The following is a 16,453-nucleotide window of genomic DNA, read 5'->3' as shown; positions in this document are numbered from 1 at the left end:
GGCCACGTCAGGGCGTAGAGGCAGGCGCGGCGTCGAGGAACTGCAGGCGCGCGAGTTCCGCGTACAGCCCACCCTGGGCGAGCAGTTCGGAGTGCGTGCCCTCGGCGACGATGCGCCCCTGGTCCATGACCACGATGCGGTCGGCGCGCAGCACGGTCGCCAAGCGGTGGGCGACGACGATCGTGGTGCGGCCTTCCATCAGGCGCTCGAGGGCATGCTGAACGGCGCGCTCGCTCTGCGCGTCGAGCGCCGAAGTGGCCTCGTCCAGCAGCAGCACCGGTGCATCGCGCAGCAGGGCGCGGGCGATGGCCACGCGCTGCTGCTGGCCGCCGGACAGTCGCGCGCCGCGTTCGCCCAGCTCGGAGGCATAGCCTTCCGGCAGCGCGGCGATGAAGTCGTGCGCTTCGGCCGCGCGCGCCGCGGCTTCGACCTCGGCGTCGGTGGCGTCCAGGCGGCCGTAGCGGATGTTGTCGGCGGCGCTGGCGGCAAAGATGGTGGGGCGCTGCGGCACCAGGGCCATGGCTTCGCGCAGCGCCACGGGATCGAGTTCGCGCAGGTCGATCCCGTCCAGCGCGACGCTGCCCGACTGCGGATCGCGGAAGCGCAGCAGCAGTGAGAACACGGTGCTCTTGCCCGCCCCCGACGGCCCGACCAGGGCCACGGTTTCGCCAGGCGCGACTGAAAGCGTGAAGCCCTCCAGCGCAGGCGCGTCGGGCCGGGTCGGGTAGTGGAACACGACGTCGCGCATCGCGACCGCGCCCCGCACCGGCTGCTGCAGCGCCTTCGGCGCGGCGGGCGGTACCACGGTGGCCTGTTCATCCAGCAGCTCGCCAATCCGGCCCATGCCGCCGGCGGCCTTCTGCAGCTCGTTCCAGACCTCGGCCAATGCGCCCACCGAGCCCGCGCCGAACATCGCGTACAGCACGAACTGCCCCAGCGTGCCCGCGCTCATGCGGCCATCGGCCACGTCGTGCGCACCCAGCCACAGCACCAGGGTGATCGCACCAAACACCACCGAGATCGCGACCGCGGTTACCAGGGCCTGCACGCCGATGCGCTTGCGCGCCACCGCCACCGCGGTCGCCACCGCCGCGCCGAAGCGGCCGCGCTCGTGGTTCTCGCGGGCATGCGATTGCACGGTGTCGACGGCGCCCAGGGTTTCGGTGGCCAGGGCATTGGCATCGGCCACGCGGTCCTGGCTCTGGCGCGAGATCTTCTGCAGCCGGCGGCCGCCCAGCACCAGCGGCAGCACCGCCAGCGGGATGCCGACCAGGGTCCAGGCGGCGAGCCGCGGGCTGGTCACCACCAGCATCGCCACGCTGCCGAGCACCATCACCGTGCTGCGCAGGGCCACCGACATGCTGGTCGCGACCACGCCGCGCAGCAGCTCGGTGTCGGCGGTCAGGCGCGAGACCAGTTCGCCGGTGCGGCTGCGTTCGAAGAAGGACTGGTCCAGGCCCACCAGGTGGCCGAAGAGCTTCGTGCGCAGGTCGGCGACCACGCGCTCGCCAAGCAGCGAAACGAAGAAGAAGCGCGCCGCGGTGGCGATCGCAAGCGCGAAGGTCACCAGGAACAGGAGCATGAACGCGGCATCGATGCCGGCGCCGCTGGCGAAACCGTCGTCGATCATGCGCCGCACCGCCAGCGGCAGGCTCAGGGTCGCGGTGCTGGATGCCAGCAGCGCAAGCAGCCAGGCCACCAGCAGGGCCCTGTGGCGGGCCAGGAAGGGCCACAGCGGGCGCAGGGTCGACAGCGGGACCCTGGACTTTCCGGTGGAATCATCCCCGCGCGCGCCGGTGGCGGAGGGCGGGGTGGGAGTGTTCGCGAACTGGGCCATCCGGCCATTGTCGCCGATGCCCCCGCCCTATGGGTCGCCCACGCGCGCGCGATCGCGCGTGGCGTCGCGCAGGTGGGCAGCCAGTTCGGCCACCCGGGCCGACGCCAGGCGCAGGCGGAAGTGGACGCCGTCGACGGCGAAGTCCTCGCCCAGCTTCTCCGCCTCGAAGGCCGGCAGCGCGGCGTGCACCGCGGCGAGGTCGGCGAAGGGGCAGGTGACATCGACCTCGGCCATCTCGACCACCTCGCGCCGCTCGGCCGTGCGCAGGCACTCGGCGGCGGTGCCTCCATAGGCACGGACCAGGCCGCCGGCGCCAAGCTTGATGCCGCCGTACCAGCGCGTGACCACCACCACCACGCCGTCCAGGCCCTGGCCGTCGATGGCGGCGAGGATCGGGCGCCCGGCGGTGCCGGCGGGCTCGCCGTCGTCGCTGGAGCGGTACGCGTCACCGAGCCGCCAGGCCCAGCAGTTGTGGGTGGCGTCGGGCACCGAGGCCGCGGCGATGAAGGCGGCCGCGGCGTCGACGCCATCCACCGGCGCCGCGTTGGCGAGGAAGCGGCTGTGCTTGACCACGAGTTCGTGCGCGGCGGCCGCGGCCAGGGTGGTGCTCATTCTTCCAGCAGGGAGCGCAGGCCCTCGGGCAGCGGCGCCTCGGGGTGCCGGCGGCGGAACTCGGCGAAGCTTGCGCGCGCCTCGTCGTAACGCTCGGCGGCGACAAGCTCACGGATCCGGGCCAGCCAGGCCTCGCGCACGGCCGGCGAGTCCACCGAAGCCGGTGGCGTGTCGTCGAGGGGCTGGTCGAACCACGCTCCGTCCTCGTCGTGGGTGCCGGTGTCGTCCGCGTCCCCGCGGGCGGCGCTCGCGCCGGTGGCCGGGGGCGGAGCGAAGCCCGCGTCCGCGGACTGCTGTTCGCTCCGCGCCCGGGAGCCCGCGGGCGGGGGTGGGGGCAGCGCCCGCAGCGGCCCGGGTTTTGCTGCCACGGGAGCGGGCGGCGAAGGCGGTGCGGGCGGGGACGCCGGTGCCGCGGTGGGTTCGATCCTGCCGAACACCACCGGCGGCGCGCTGTCGGCCTCCGGCAGTGCCTTGGGCGCCCGGGGCGTGGCGTTGTGCGGTTGCGGCGCGAGCGTGGGTGCCGGTGCGGGTGCGGGTGCGGGCGCGGGCCGGACCGGTGCTTCGGCAGGCGCTCCACCGGGCTCGAACGTGTCCGGGGGCGATGCCACGGGGCGGCCGGCCGCCGGCATCGCCTGCCGTGCCGCATCCCGTGCAGCCGGCGGGGCGTGCGCCGGCTCCACCGCCGGCGTCCCGGCCGCGCGCTCGGCCCGGACCGCGGCGAGGGGTGCTTCGCCGGCATCCATCGACACCGGGTAGGGCTCCATGTGTGGCTTCATCTGCCAGGCCACGCCGACCGCGACGACCAGTGTCGCGGCCAGCGCGCCACCGCGCAGCCAGGCAGGGCTGCGCCGGAGGCTGCGATGCGCGGCGGCTGCGGCCCTGGCGGGACCGGTGGTTCCAGGCGGGGCGGGCGCGCCGGTGGCGACGCCCGCCACCGACGCCGCCCGGTCCGCCGCGGCACCGCGCGCGGCCGCGATGATGGCCGCGTCCAGGCAGGCCGAGGGGCCCTGGGACGACGCCGTGCGGGCCAGCGCCTCGGCCAGCTCGCGCTCGTCGGGCTGCAGTGGATCGGGGCCGGCGGGGCGCGTCATGGTGCTTCCTCCCGCACGGCGGCCGTGGCCGGCGGAGCCAGGGCCGCGCGCAGCTTGTCCATGGCGTAGCGCAGGCGTGATTTCACCGTTTCCCGGCCGGCACCGGTGATTTCGCCGATGTCCTCCAGGCTGAGCTCCTGCTCCAGGCGCAACAGCACCACCTCGCGCTGCTCGTCGGGAAGTGCGTCGAGGGCCTGCTGCAGCTCGCGGCGACGGGCGAAGGCGAGCATCTGCAGTTCGGGGGTGTCGGGGTCTTCGACCCGCAGCGTGCGCTCTTCGGCGTCGACGGGCGCCGGTGGCCGGTGCTGCCGGGCGCGCCAGTGATCGGCCACCAGGTTGCGGGCGATGCGGTACAGCCAGGATGCGAACAGCGTTTCCGGACGCCAGTCGCGGCCGGCCGCCACCACCCGCTGCCAGGTGTCCTGGAAGACCTCGTCCGCCAGGCCCGGGTCGCGCAGCTGGCGCAGCAGGAAGCGGTACAGGCGTTCACGGTGGCGCGCATACAGTGCCTCGAACGCGCCCACGTCGCCCCTGGCCCAGGCGAGCATCAGCGCGTCGTCATCGGCCGCGCCGATGGCATCTTCCGGATCATGTCCCCGTGAGGTGTCCATCGCCACGAGGTTAAGCCCTGGGCGGCAAGGCGGGAAGTCCGTGCGCGCGGCCGGCCCAGCGGGCATGATGGCGGCCGTGGCTGCAGGGGGCGCGCGCGCGGCCCTGCCGTCGCTTGGCGCATACGCCGTTTTCCCCATGGTGCCGGACCGGAGAAGAGGGCGTTGCGAGTGCAGGTCGTGCAGGACATAGCGGTCACATCGCCAACCCGCGAGGTCGACCTCGCAGGGCTCGCGGACATGCTTGCCCAGTCGCTGCCCACCGGCTCCGGCGTGGTGGTGTGCTGGGAGGACGAGCGGCTGGGGACCGGTTCCTCCGAGGTCGAGGGCGTCACCGGCGAGTTGCGCAGGCACGCCGCCCGGCTCGTGACCGGCAAGTGCGCCGTGGACAGGCGCAAGGGCGCGGTGATCGATGAATGCTGGAACGAGGGCGAGGCCCGGGTCGCCATCGCGGCGCGGCTTCCGGAGCCGCTGACGCCCTCGTCGCGCGATGCGTGGCGCGCCCTGGCGCGGCGCCTGGTCTCGGCCACCATCGCTTCGGCGCAGGCGGAAAGCCGGATCGAATCGCTGCGCAAGTCGGAGCGGCTGCAGCAGAGCCTGTACGAGATCGCCGACCTGGCCGGCTCGGGCCTGGAGATGGCGGAGGTGCTCAAGCGCATCCACGGCATCGTGGGCGGCCTGATGTCGGCGGCGAACTTCTACATCGTCCTGTATGACGACGTGCGCGACACCATGCGCTTTCTGTATTTCGCCGACCGGCTGGACCCCTGGCTCGCCGATCCCGCCATCGAGACGCCGGTCGCGACGATGCCCACCAGCCTGACCGTGGCCCTTCTCCGCCACGGGCATCCGCTGCGCGGGTCGACCGGGGCGATCCGCCGGCAGCTGGCCGTCGACGCCGACCTGGCCCACGGCCCCGAGGCCGCGGACTGGCTGGGCGTGCCCCTGCGTCGCGAGGGCCGGGTCAGCGGCGCGATCGTGGTCCAGAGCTACGACCAGCCGGACTGCTACACCGACGAGGACCGCGCACTGCTGGAGTTCGTGGCCCAGCACATCCTGACCGCGCTCGACCGCAAGCACGCCCAGGCCGAGCTGGAACGCCGGGTGGATGCGCGCACGCGCGAACTGCAGCAGGCCAACCAGGTGCTGCAGGCGGAGATCATCGAGCGCCAGCGCGCCGAGCGCCTGCAGCGCGCGCTGTTCCGGATCAGCGAGCTTTCGTTCACCGCCGAGAGCGTGGAAGGCTTCTACGGTGACCTGCACGCGGTGGTCGGCGAGCTGCTGTACGCGCGCAACTTCTACATCGCCATGGTGTCCGGCGACGGCGGGCACATCGAATTCCCGTACTCGGTGGACGAGCGCGACATCGTGCGCCAGCCACGGCGGATGATCCACGGCCTGAGCGAGTACGTGATCAACAGCGGACGCGCGCTGCTCGCCGACCGCGAGGTCATCACGCGCCTGGAATCCTCCGGCGAGCTGCGCCACCACGGCACGCTGGCGCATTGCTGGCTGGGGGTGCCGCTGCTGCGCGACGGCATGGCGGTGGGTGTGATCGCGGTGCAGAGCTATTCGCGGGACATCGCCTTCACGGTGCAGGACCAGAAACTCCTGACCTTCGTGGCCCACCACATCGGCGGCGCGCTGGCGCGCAAGCGGTCGCAGGACTACCTGAGGGCGGCCCACGCCGAGCTGGAGCACCGGGTCGACGCGCGCACGCGCGAGCTGGAGGACACCAACCGCGAGCTGCGGGCCCAGGTGTCCGAACGCATGCGCGCCGAAGAACGCCTGATCCACCAGGCGCGCCACGACCACCTCACCGGGCTGCCCAACCGCATCCACCTGCTCGACCGCCTCGACGCCGCCATCGCCGAAACCCGGACGCGCGAGCGCGGGCCGTTCGCGGTGCTGTTCCTCGACCTGGACCGCTTCAAGCTGGTCAACGACAGCGTCGGCCACGCCGCCGGCGACGATATGCTGGTCGAAGCAGGGCGCCGGATCGCGCGGATGCTGCGCGAAGACGACGTGGTCGCGCGCCTTGGCGGCGACGAGTTCGCGGTCATGCTCGCGCATGCGAGCGACGAATCGGTGGCGGAGGCCGTGGCGGCGCGGATCCTCGCCGAGCTGGGCAAGCCGATGTGGGTCGCCGGCCGCGAACTGTTCCCCTCGGCCTCGGTGGGCATCGCGATGTGGCAGCCGCGCTACCAACACGGCGAGGACCTGCTGCGCGACGCCGACGCCGCGATGTACCGCGCGAAAGCCCGCGGGCGCGACCGCAGCGAGCTGTTCGACGAGGAGATGCGCGCCGAGGCCACGCGCCTGCTCGATCTCGAGGCCGACCTCAGGCGCGCGATCCTTGCCGATGCCTTCGAGCCCTGGTTCCAGCCGATCATCGACCTGGCCACCGGCAAGGTGGTCGGCCACGAGGCGCTGCTGCGCTGGAACCACGAGGTTCACGGAGCGCTGTCGCCCGGCGACTTCATCGGCGTGGGCGAGGACAGCGGCCTGATCGAGCAGGTCGACTGGCTGGTGTACCGGCGCGCCTTCGCGTGGATGGCGCGGCACCGCGATGGCTATGTGTCGATCAACGTTTCGCCGCGGCACTTCCACTCCGACAACTTCGCCGAGCGGCTGCTGCAGATGCTTGAGGACAGCGGCGCCGAGCCTGCGCGGCTGCGCATCGAGATCACCGAGGTGGCGCTGCTGGACGACGCACCGCGCGCGCTGCGCATGCTCAAGACCCTGCGCGCGCGCGGCATCCTGGCCCTGCTGGACGACTTCGGCACGGGCTTCTCGGCGCTGTCCTACCTGCACCGGTTCCCGATCCACGCGCTGAAGATCGACCAGAGCTTCGTCGCCGGCCTGGACGACGCCCTGCATCCCGAGAGCCTGGCGCTGGTGCGCGCGATCCTGGCCCTGGCCAGCACGCTGGGCATCGACACCATCGGCGAAGGCGTGGAGACCGAAGCGCAGGCGACGATCCTGCGCCAGCTCGGCTGCACCATGGGCCAGGGTTTCCTGTTCGGGCGGCCGAGGCCCGCGCCCGCCGCCGAGAGCCGCGGCGCGGCCTGAGCGGACGCAGGGCGCGGGCATCGCTCAGCCGCCGGTGTGACCGCGGCTGTCGCGGCCACCGTCGCGGTCGCCGCCGTCGTCGCGACCATGTTCGCGGCCACCGTCGCGGGTGACCGCGCGTCCGGCCTCGACCAGTTCGGCGAACTCCGCGCGCAGGCCCCAGCGGTCGGCGCCGCGATTTTCGCGCGCGCTGGCGGAGATCGCATCCCAGTCCCAGCCGTCGAGGTCGTGGCCGCCGCGGAGGGCGTCGGCGAAAGCGGCGACGGTGGCGGCGAAGCGCAGCGTCGGGCCGGCCTGGTCGCGGATGTCCGCGCGGCGCAGCGGCACTTCGATCAGGCGGCTCGTGTCGCTGTCGGGCTGCTTGTAGCGCAGGCGCAGGTGGCCCAGTTCGCTCGTGCGCGTCGGAGCCTGCGAGTCGCCTGCGCCGTAGCGCAGCGCCGGCAGGCGTTCGGCGCCGGAGCCGGCCAGCGCGATCTCGTACAGCGCGGTGACCTCGTGCCCGGCACCGATGTCGCCGGCGTCGACGCGGTCGTTGGCGAAGTCCTCTTCGCGCAACATGCGGTTGGCATAACCGACCAGCCGGTACTCGGCCACGACCGCCGGGTTGAACTCGACCTGCACCTTGACGTCGCGGGCGATGGTCAGCAGCGTCGAGGACATCTCTTCCACCAGTACCTTGCGCGCCTCCAGCAGGGTGTCGATGTAGGCATGGTTGCCGTCGCCGGCGTCGGCCAGGCGCTCGGCCATGGCGTCGTTGTAGTTGCCGGTGCCGAAGCCGAGCGTGGTCAGGGCGATGCCGGACTTGCGCTGGTCGGCGACCAGGGCTTCGAGCGTTCCGCGCTCGATGGTGCCGACGTTGAAGTCGCCGTCGGTGGCCAGGATCACGCGGTTGGCGCCGCCTTCGACATGGCCCTGGCGCGCCATGGCGTAGGCCAGCGTGATGCCGGCGCCGCCATTGGTGCTGCCGCCGGCCTGTAGGCGCTCGAGCGCGGCCAGGATCTCGCCCTTGCGGTCGCCGGACGTCGGCGGCAGCACGAGGCCTGCGGAGCCGGCATAAGCCACTATCGAAACCTTGTCCTGCGCACGCAGCTGGTCGGTGAGCGCGGCAAAGGCCTGGCGCAGCAGCGGCAGCTTGTCGGGCGAATGCATCGAGCCCGATGTGTCGACCAGGAACACCAGGTTGGCCGGCGGCAGCTCGGCCTTCGCCACGTCATAGCCCTTGATGCCGACCATCAGCAGGTGGCGCTTCGGGTTCCAGGGCGCGGGCGCGATCTCGGTGGTGACCCGGAACGGCACCTCGCGCGTGGCCGGTGCGGGGTGGCCATGGCTGAAGTAGTTGATGAACTCCTCCGCGCGCACCGCGTCAGGTGGCGGGCGCACGCCCATGCGCAGCATGCGGCGCACATTGCTGTAGCTGCCGGTGTCGACGTCGACGGAGAAGGTCGAGACCGGATGTTCGGAGGCGCGGCGCACGGGGTTGTCCTCGACCTCCGCGTATTCCTCGGTGTTGGCGGGATCCGCCGGCCACGCGCGCGGCGGCGGCATGGGGTGGTGGCCGGGACCGAACGGCGAGGCCGCGTGGAGCGTGCGTGCCCGAGCCGCGTCGGCGCGTCCGGCCTTCACGGCCATGGCGCTGGCTTCCAGGGCCGCCGGGGAGGGCGACGCCGGCGGTGCATGCATCGGGCCGTGCGGCGTCGATGGATCGGGCGCGCCCCCGCCGGCCTTGTCCGCAGTGGACTGCGGGGTCTGGCAGGCGGCGAGCAGCAGGCTGGCCGCGAGTGCGGCGATGGTGGCGATGCGGTTCATTGCGGGCTCCGTCGTTGGGCAGGAGCGACAACGCGCGAAGAGCGCACTTGGGGTTTTCCGCGCGGAGGCCTACAGGTGGGCGGGGTTGTCCCGGATGACGAGCAGGCGCGGCTCGGTCATGTCTTCGATGGCGCTCTTGATGCCCTCACGGCCGAGGCCGGAGTCGCGGACGCCGCCGTAGGGCATGTTGTCGACGCGAAAGCTGGGGATGTCGCCGACCACCACGCCGCCGACCTCAAGCCGGTCCCAGGCGCGCATGGCGTGGGCAAGGCTTGCGGTGAACACGCCGGCCTGCAGGCCGAAGTCGCTGTCGTTGGCGCGCGCCAGGGCGTCGTCGAAATCGTCGAACGACTCCATGCATGCCACCGGCCCGAACGCCTCCTTGCGGTACAGGTCGGCGTCGCGCGGCACGCCTTCCAGCAAGGCCGCCGGGTGCATGTTGCCCTTGCGTTCGCCGCCGGCGAGCAGCTTGGCCCCCGCCTTGCGCGCGTCGCCGATCCACTGCTCGACGCGCTTTGCCGCGGACTCGTCGATCATCGGGCCGACGAAGGTGCTTTCGTCGCGCGGGTCGCCGCTGCGCAGTTTCCCGACCGCGGCCTTGAGCTTGCGGCGGAGGGCGGGGTAGACGTCGGCGTGGGCGATGATGCGCTGCACGCTGATGCAGCTCTGGCCCGACTGGTAGTAGGCGCCGGAGACCAGGCGCTCGACCACGTGGTCGAGGTCGACGCCGGGGTCGGCATCGACGATGCAGGCGGCGTTGCCGCCGAGCTCCAGCGTGACCTTCTTCTTGCCCGCGTTCGCCTTCAGCTCCCAGCCCACCAGGCCGCCGGTAAAGCTCAGCAGGGCGATGCGCTCGTCTTCCACCAGCTGCGCCGCGTCGTCGTTGCTGCAGGGCAGGACCGAGAACGCGCCCCTGGGGAGATCCGTCTCGGCCAGTACCTCGGCGATGATCAGCGCGCCGATCGGCGTCTTCGCCGCCGGCTTCAGCACGAAGGGACAGCCGGCCGCGATCGCCGGCGCGACCTTGTGCGCGACCAGGTTGAGCGGGAAGTTGAACGGCGTGATCAAGCTGCAGGCGCCGATCGGCACGCGCTTGACCATGCCGCGGTAGCCTCGGGTGCGCTGGGACAGCTGCAGCTCGATCACCTCGCCGCCGATGCGCGTGGCTTCGCCGGCCGCGATGCGGAAGGTGTCGACCAGGCGTTCGACCTCGCCGCGGGCGTCGCTGATCGGCTTGCCGGCCTCGATGCACAGCGCCAGCGCCAGCTCTTCCGAACGTTCGCCGAAGCGGCGGACGCAATGTTCGAGCACGTCGCGGCGCGCATCCGGCGGGAACGCGGCCATTGCCGGCCGGGCCTTGTGCGCGGCCACGATCGCCTTGCGCACGGCGCCGGCATCGGCGAATGCGACCCGCGCGGCGACCTTGCCGCTGTATTTGTCCAGCACGTCCAGGTCGGTGTTGGCCGCGACCGGCCGGTTGGCCAGGTAGTAGGGGTAGCTGGCGGCCAGCGCACCCGGCTTGCCGGATGTGCCGGGTGTGTCGGACCGTCCGGCCTTGGCAGCCGTCCCCGATTTGCCGGTCTTGCCGGTCTTTCCCGGCGTACCGCTCGCACCGGCTGCCGCGCGTCCCGCGTTCGCCTTCTTCTGCCTGGGCATGGTCGCTGTCCTCCTCGAATCCGTATGCAGGTGGCTATTCCACCGCGGCGCTGAGCCGCGGGATCTCCTCGTTCAACAGCCAGTCGTCGTCGCCGTAATCGATCGGCACGTCGATCAGGTCGATGCCGGGACTGTCCAGCGCCTTCCGCAGCAGCGGCATGAACTCATCGGCCGACGCGGGGCGATGCCCGCGCGCACCGTAGCTCCCGGCGTATTCCACGAAATCGGGATTGCCGAGGTCCATGCCGAAGTTGGGATAGTCCTCGTGCGCCTGCTTCCACTTGATCATGCCGTAGGCGTTGTCGCGCAGCACCAGCACCACCAGGTCCAGTCCAAGGCGCACCGCGGTCTCCATCTCCTGAGAGTTCATCATGAAGCCGCCGTCGCCGCACACCGCCACCACCTTGCGCCCGGGATGCACGATGGCCGCGGCGATCGCCGACGGCAGGCCGGCGCCCATGGTGGCCAGCGCGTTGTCGAGCAGCAGCGTGTTCGGCCGCCGGCAGCGGTGGTTGCGCGCGAACCAGAGCTTGTAGAGGCCGTTGTCGAGGCAGGTGATGTCGTCGGGGCCGAGCGCCCGCGCCAGGTCGGCGACGATGCGCTGGCTGGCCATGGGGAAGCGCGCGTCGCCGCTTCGCTCCTTCAGCTGTTCGCACAGCGCCGCGCGCACGCGGTCGAAGAAGGCGAAGTCCCAGTGCGCCTGCGGCTCGATGGCCTCGGACAGGCGCCAGACCGCATCGGCGATGTCGCCGACCACCTCGACCTGCGGGAAGTACACGGCATCGACCGCGGCGCCTTCGTAGTTGACGTGGATCACCGTGCGCCGGCCCTCGCGCATGAAGAACGGCGGCTTCTCGATGACGTCATGGCCGACGTTGACGATGCAGTCGGCGGCGTCGATCGCGCGGTGCACGTAGTCGTGGTCGGACAGCGCCGCGGTGCCGATCCACAGCGGGTCGGTTTCATCCAGCACGCCCTTGCCCATCTGGGTGCTGAAGAAGGGGATGCCGAGTCTGTCGACAAAGGTGCGCAGCGCGCGCGCGGTGGTCTTGCGGTTCGCACCGGCGCCGATCATCAGCAGCGGATGGCGGGCGGCGCGGATGGCTTCAGCGGCGTGCGCGATCGCCTTGTGCTCGGCCACCGGCCGGCGCGAGTACGACCTGGCGATCGGAACCGCGTCGGTCGGGTCGCCGGCAACGTCCTGCGGCAGCTCGAGGTGGGTGGCGCCGGGGCGCTCCTCCTCGGCGCGCCGGAAGGCCTCGCGCACGTGCGCCGGGATGCTGTCGGCGGACACCAGCTGGCGCGTGTACTTGGTCAGTGGCTGCAGGGTGTCGACCATGTCGATGATCTGGAAATGGCCCTGGCGGCTGCTGCGGATCGGCTTCTGGCCGGTGATCATCAGCATCGGCATCGCACCCAGCTGTGCATAGGCCGCGGCGGTGACCAGGTTGGTGGCCCCGGGGCCGAGCGTGCTCAGGCAGACCCCGGCCTGTCCGGTCAGCCGGCCACAGGTCGCGGCCATGAAGCCGGCGGCCTGTTCGTGGCGGGTCAGCACCAGGCGGATGCGCGACTTGCGCAGCGATTCGAGCAGGTCGAGGTTTTCCTCGCCCGGGATGCCGAATACGTAGTCCACGCCTTCGGCCTCGAGGGCCGCGACCAGCAGGTCGGATGCCTTGGCCATGGGCCCTGTCTCCTTCGACTGCAGCGGGAACAGGGAGTATGGCGAGCGCGCCGTTAGCGCGAAGCGAGCATGCGCCGGCTGTCGCGCTCAGGACAGGTCGTCGTCGCCTTCCACGCGCACGCGCAGCTGGCCGTCGCCCACGCGCGCGCTCAACCTGTCGCCGGGCGCGGCATCGCCCGTGTTACGCACCAGGCGGCCATCGTCGTGCTGGAGGATGGCGTAGCCGCGCGCAACAGTGGCCAGCGGGCTGACCGCTTCCAGCGAACGCGCCAGGTCGCGGAGCCGCTGCGCATCGCCCTGCAGCATGCGCGCCACGGCGGCCTGCGGGCGGGGTGCCAGCATGGCGAGGCGCTCGCGGAGCATGGCGAGCCGCCGGTCGGGCCGGGTTGCACGCAGCACCGCGTCGGCATGGCGCAGCCGCGCGCGCAGCCCGCCCTCGCGGGTCTGCCAGGCCAGTTGCAGCCGGCGCAGCGCCTGCCGCTGGCGTTCGCCCAGGGCCTGCAGCCGCGCCTGCGGCCGCAGCGCCTGAAGTCGCAGGGAGGCACGATCGGCGCGCTGCATCCGGTCGCGCATGCGTTGCAGGTGCAGTGCTTCGAGGCGCTGCTGCAGGCCGCGCACGCGGGTCCCGACGTCGACCGCGTTGGGCACCAGCAGCTCCGCCGCCACCGAGGGCGTGGGCGCGCGCAGGTCGGCTGCGAAGTCGGCGAGGCTGAAGTCGGTTTCATGGCCGACGGCCGAGACCACCGGCACGGGCGAGGCGGCGATCGCGCGCGCCAGGGCTTCGTCGTTGAACGCCCACAGGTCCTCCAGCGAGCCGCCGCCGCGCGCCAGCACCAGCACGTCGTAGCGGCCGCTCGCCCCGGCGCGCTCGAGCATGCCGCGGATCTGCGTCGCCGCCGTATCGCCCTGCACCGGCACCGGAAGCACATCGACTTCGACCAGGGGAAAGCGGCGCCCCAGCACGCTCAGCACGTCGCGCACGGCCGCGCCCGACGGCGAGGTGATGATGCCCAGCCGCCGCGGGTACGCCGGCAGCAGGCGCTTGCGGGCGTCATCGAACAGGCCTTCGGCCTGCAGACGGGCTTTCAGATCTTCGAACGCGCGGCGCAGGGCGCCTTCACCGGCTTCCTCGAGGGAGTCGAGGATCAGCTGGTAGTCGCCGCGTGCTTCGTACAGGGTCAGGCGACCGCGGGCCAGCACTTTGAGTCCGTCGCGTGGCTGGAATTTCAGCCACTGGCTCTTGGGCTTGAACAGGGCGCAGCGCACCTGTGCGCGGGCGTCCTTGAGGGTGAAGTACATGTGCCCGGACGCCGGGCGCGAGACGTTGCCGAGTTCGCCTTCCACCAGTACCACGGGGAAGGCGTCTTCCAGCAGGCTGCGCGCGAGTGCGTTGAGCTGGGTGGGGCTGAGGACGTTGTCGTTGGGCGGGGTCGGCATGCCGGTCAGGATACCGGGGTCCGCCAGCCAGGCAGTGCGGCAATACGCCTCAGGCGCGATCGCTGTCCAACTGCCAGGTGATTTCCAGGGTCTCGCCGCGCGCCATGCGTTCGAGATGCGAGGCGACGACGCCCTGGTACTGCTCCAGCCTGGCCACGTCTGGCGCGGTGACGCGGGCCTGGAGGGCGTCGGGCGTGGCGGTGAGCCTGGTGCCCGTGTCGGCGTCGAAGGCCACGCGGGCGCTGGTATCGTCGAACTCGACTTCAAGCTTGTGCGCCCAGTGGGTGCACAGGCGCTTGATCAGGCGGCTGCCATCCGCGGTGGCGATATGGGCAGTGGACGTTGGCATGGGGATCCTCCGAAGGCGTAGTCCTGAACTGGGGACGACGCCAGGCGGAACAACTGTGGCGCCAGGGACTAAAATGGAACGATGAACGCCATTCCCAGCACCGCACACGCCGGCACCTCCCAGACCCTCCAGCAATGGGCTTTCGGCCCCTCGCCGCGCCGCGCCACCCGCCAGGTGCTGGTCGGAAGGGTCGCCGTCGGCGGCGATGCGCCGGTGGTGGTGCAGTCGATGACCAATACCGACACCGCCGATGTGGCATCGACCGTGAAGCAGGTGGCCGACCTCTGGCGCGCCGGCTCGGAACTGGTGCGGGTGACGGTGAACAACCCGGAATCGGCCGCGGCGATACCCCGCATCGTCGACAGGCTGGCGATGATGGGCATCGAAGTGCCGATCATCGGCGACTTCCACTACAACGGGCACCAGTTGCTGAGCGGCGAGCCCGCCTGCGCCGAGGCGCTGGCCAAGTACCGCATCAATCCGGGCAACGTGGGCTTCGGACGGAAGAAGGACCTCCAGTTCGCGCAGCTGATCGAGTTCGCGATGCGGTATGGCAAGCCGGTGCGCATCGGTGCCAACTGGGGCTCGCTGGACCAGTCGCTGGCGACCGCGCTGATGGACGAGAACGCCGCGCTTGCCGAGCCGCGCGACGCCGGCCGCGTGCTGCGCGAGGCGCTGATCCGTTCGGCGATCGATTCCGCGGAGCGCGCGGTGGAGCTTGGCCTGGCGCGCGACCGGATCATCCTCTCGGCCAAGGTCAGCGGCGTGCAGGAGCTGGTGGCGGTGTACCGCGACCTGGCGATGCGCAGCGATTTCGCCCTGCATCTCGGCCTCACCGAGGCCGGCATCGGCAGCAAGGGCATCGTCGCGTCCAGCGCGGCGCTGGCGGTGCTGATGCAGGAAGGCATCGGCGACACCATCCGCATCTCGCTCACGCCCGAGCCCGGCGCGTCGCGCACCCAGGAAGTGATCGTGGCGCAGGAGCTGCTGCAGACCATGGGCCTGCGCGCGTTCACGCCGATGGTCACCGCGTGCCCGGGCTGTGGACGCACCACCAGCGAGTTCTTCCAGGAGCTGGCCAAGGTCGTGCAGGAGCACGTGCGCGCGAAGATGCCGGAGTGGAAGGTCACCCACCCGGGTGCCGAGCACCTGACGCTGGCGGTGATGGGCTGCATCGTCAACGGCCCGGGAGAGTCGCGCCACGCCGATATCGGCATCTCGCTTCCCGGCACCGGCGAGGCGCCGGCGGCGCCGGTGTTCATCGACGGCGAGAAGTCGGTGACGCTGCGCGGCGACAACATCGCCCATGAATTCGTGGACCTGATCGACGCGTACGTCGACCGCCGCTACGGCGCGCCCACCTCCGCCTGAGTCAGTTCCCGATCCGGACCAGGTTCCGGCCATCGTCCTTGGCGCGGTAAAGCGCGGCGTCGGCGGCGGCCATCAGGCTGCTGCGGCTGGCGCGCCCCGGCGCAAGCGTTGCGATGCCGATGCTGATCGTGATCCGGTGCGGCTCGCCGCCGATGTCGAACCCGGTGGCCTCGACGGCCGCGCGCAGCCGCTCGGCGAACGCCAGCGCGGCATCGGCCTCGCATTCGCACAGCAGGACCGAGAACTCTTCGCCGCCCACCCGCGCGGCGATGTCGTCATCACGCACGTGGCTGCGGATCACCGCGGCCAGCCGGCGCAGGACCGCATCGCCGGCGATGTGGCCATGGCGGTCGTTGATCGGCTTGAACAGGTCGACGTCGATCAGGCACAGCGCCAGGGCACGCCCGTGGCGCGCGGCGCGTGCGATCTCCTTGTCGGCGAGTTCGCAGAAGTGGCGGCGGTTGTAGAGGTCGCTCAGCGCGTCATGGGTGGCGAGCTGGTAGATCTCTTCGTGGTAGCGGGCCTCGACGCTGGTCTGGCTGATGAACTTGAGGATGCTCTCGCCGATGGTGACGTGGTCGCCGTCGCACAGGACGTGTTCGGCAATGCGCGCGTCGTTGACGCGCACGGCATTGGTCGCGCCCAGGTCCCGGATCCGGTAGTCGTTGCCGTCGCGCCACACTGAACAGTGCTCGCGCGAAACGCTCTTGTGGGCGATGCAGAGGTCGGCGTCCTGCGAGCGGCCGATGAGGACGGCGCTGTCCTCGATGTCGACGCGGCGCCCGAGGGCTTCGCCGTGGATCACCACCAGGCATGCCGATCGCGGCGCGGGGCGGGCAGGCCCTGCGCTCAGCATCGTGCGCTGAGTGGTTTCGTCCGCCATGATGGCGCCCCGCTGGTCTCAACCGGAAAGTGTATCCCGCTCCGTACCGG

At 71.6% G+C, this 16,453-nt stretch carries 12 protein-coding genes; 2 read left to right on the top strand and 10 right to left on the bottom strand.

Going from position 1 to position 16,453, the window contains the following annotated elements; all coding sequences use genetic code 11:
• Positions 1-7: 7 nt before the first annotated feature.
• Genes WCE39_RS07410 through WCE39_RS07395 form a run of 4 tightly spaced genes read right to left on the bottom strand, consistent with a single transcriptional unit; the run spans position 8 to position 4,151 of the window.
• The gene (locus tag WCE39_RS07410) at positions 8-1,837 is read right to left on the bottom strand and encodes an ABC transporter transmembrane domain-containing protein (protein WP_343276057.1); all 1,830 of its coding nucleotides are present in this window, start codon (positions 1,835-1,837) and stop codon (positions 8-10) included.
• A 27-nt stretch (positions 1,838-1,864) separates the two neighbouring features.
• Positions 1,865-2,449 carry an IMPACT family protein gene (locus WCE39_RS07405; RefSeq protein WP_343276056.1) on the bottom strand — a complete coding sequence of 195 codons (585 nt, stop codon included), beginning with the start codon at positions 2,447-2,449 and terminating at the stop codon, positions 1,865-1,867.
• On the bottom strand, positions 2,446-3,540 hold the full coding sequence (locus WCE39_RS07400) for a hypothetical protein (RefSeq protein ID WP_343276055.1): 1,095 nt from the start codon (positions 3,538-3,540) through the stop codon (positions 2,446-2,448). Before WCE39_RS07400 ends, WCE39_RS07405 begins: the two co-directional genes overlap by 4 nt.
• The gene (locus WCE39_RS07395; protein ID WP_343276054.1) at positions 3,537-4,151 is read right to left on the bottom strand and encodes an RNA polymerase sigma factor; all 615 of its coding nucleotides are present in this window, start codon (positions 4,149-4,151) and stop codon (positions 3,537-3,539) included. Before WCE39_RS07395 ends, WCE39_RS07400 begins: the two co-directional genes overlap by 4 nt.
• A gap of 237 nt (positions 4,152-4,388) precedes the next feature.
• Here WCE39_RS07395 and WCE39_RS07390 point away from each other — a divergent pair, with 237 nt between their 5' ends.
• Positions 4,389-7,220 (top strand): EAL domain-containing protein, encoded by a 2,832-nt coding sequence (locus WCE39_RS07390; RefSeq protein WP_452299571.1) that lies wholly within the window; start codon positions 4,389-4,391, stop codon positions 7,218-7,220.
• Between the two features lie 24 nt (positions 7,221-7,244).
• On the opposite strand, the gene WCE39_RS07385 is transcribed toward WCE39_RS07390, so the two are convergent.
• The 5 genes from WCE39_RS07385 to WCE39_RS07365 form a co-directional block, all read right to left on the bottom strand.
• Positions 7,245-9,026: a vWA domain-containing protein gene (locus WCE39_RS07385; RefSeq protein WP_343276053.1), complete on the bottom strand. Its 1,782-nt coding sequence runs from the start codon at positions 9,024-9,026 to the stop codon at positions 7,245-7,247.
• Between the two features lie 69 nt (positions 9,027-9,095).
• Complete coding sequence (locus tag WCE39_RS07380; RefSeq protein ID WP_343276052.1) at positions 9,096-10,682, bottom strand: aldehyde dehydrogenase family protein; 1,587 nt, start codon at positions 10,680-10,682, stop codon at positions 9,096-9,098.
• A gap of 34 nt (positions 10,683-10,716) precedes the next feature.
• Positions 10,717-12,363 carry an acetolactate synthase large subunit gene (locus WCE39_RS07375; protein ID WP_343276051.1) on the bottom strand — a complete coding sequence of 549 codons (1,647 nt, stop codon included), beginning with the start codon at positions 12,361-12,363 and terminating at the stop codon, positions 10,717-10,719.
• Positions 12,364-12,450: 87 nt separating this feature from the next.
• Complete coding sequence (gene xseA, locus WCE39_RS07370; protein WP_343276050.1) at positions 12,451-13,800, bottom strand: exodeoxyribonuclease VII large subunit; 1,350 nt, start codon at positions 13,798-13,800, stop codon at positions 12,451-12,453.
• Positions 13,801-13,849: 49 nt separating this feature from the next.
• The gene (locus WCE39_RS07365) at positions 13,850-14,149 is read right to left on the bottom strand and encodes a DUF2218 domain-containing protein (RefSeq protein WP_343276049.1); all 300 of its coding nucleotides are present in this window, start codon (positions 14,147-14,149) and stop codon (positions 13,850-13,852) included.
• 81 nt (positions 14,150-14,230) lie between these two features.
• On the opposite strand from WCE39_RS07365, the gene ispG reads away from it, so the two are divergent.
• Positions 14,231-15,520, top strand: a complete 1,290-nt coding sequence (gene ispG, locus WCE39_RS07360) for a flavodoxin-dependent (E)-4-hydroxy-3-methylbut-2-enyl-diphosphate synthase (protein ID WP_343276048.1) — start codon at positions 14,231-14,233, stop codon at positions 15,518-15,520.
• Between the two features lies 1 nt (position 15,521).
• Here ispG and WCE39_RS07355 read toward each other — a convergent pair whose 3' ends face one another.
• The gene (locus WCE39_RS07355; RefSeq protein WP_343276047.1) at positions 15,522-16,403 is read right to left on the bottom strand and encodes a GGDEF domain-containing protein; all 882 of its coding nucleotides are present in this window, start codon (positions 16,401-16,403) and stop codon (positions 15,522-15,524) included.
• Positions 16,404-16,453 lie beyond the last annotated feature (50 nt).

The sequence above is a fragment of the Luteimonas yanweni genome (assembly GCF_039548475.1).
GTDB lineage: Bacteria > Pseudomonadota > Gammaproteobacteria > Xanthomonadales > Xanthomonadaceae > Luteimonas.
Note: the sequence above shows the minus strand (reverse complement) of the source record. Positions and strands in the feature narration are given on the sequence as shown.

Coding starts and splice junctions, on each gene's coding strand:
- WCE39_RS07395 (WP_343276054.1), bottom strand. CDS start 4,151: ATGGACACCTCACGGGGACATGATCCGGAAGATGCCATCGGCGCGGCC.
- WCE39_RS07355 (WP_343276047.1), bottom strand. CDS start 16,403: ATGGCGGACGAAACCACTCAGCGCACGATGCTGAGCGCAGGGCCTGCC.
- WCE39_RS07400 (WP_343276055.1), bottom strand. CDS start 3,540: ATGACGCGCCCCGCCGGCCCCGATCCACTGCAGCCCGACGAGCGCGAG.
- xseA (WP_343276050.1), bottom strand. CDS start 13,800: ATGCCGACCCCGCCCAACGACAACGTCCTCAGCCCCACCCAGCTCAAC.
- WCE39_RS07385 (WP_343276053.1), bottom strand. CDS start 9,026: ATGAACCGCATCGCCACCATCGCCGCACTCGCGGCCAGCCTGCTGCTC.
- WCE39_RS07405 (WP_343276056.1), bottom strand. CDS start 2,449: ATGAGCACCACCCTGGCCGCGGCCGCCGCGCACGAACTCGTGGTCAAG.
- ispG (WP_343276048.1), top strand. CDS start 14,231: ATGAACGCCATTCCCAGCACCGCACACGCCGGCACCTCCCAGACCCTC.
- WCE39_RS07380 (WP_343276052.1), bottom strand. CDS start 10,682: ATGCCCAGGCAGAAGAAGGCGAACGCGGGACGCGCGGCAGCCGGTGCG.
- WCE39_RS07375 (WP_343276051.1), bottom strand. CDS start 12,363: ATGGCCAAGGCATCCGACCTGCTGGTCGCGGCCCTCGAGGCCGAAGGC.
- WCE39_RS07390 (WP_452299571.1), top strand. CDS start 4,389: ATGCTTGCCCAGTCGCTGCCCACCGGCTCCGGCGTGGTGGTGTGCTGG.
- WCE39_RS07365 (WP_343276049.1), bottom strand. CDS start 14,149: ATGCCAACGTCCACTGCCCATATCGCCACCGCGGATGGCAGCCGCCTG.
- WCE39_RS07410 (WP_343276057.1), bottom strand. CDS start 1,837: ATGGCCCAGTTCGCGAACACTCCCACCCCGCCCTCCGCCACCGGCGCG.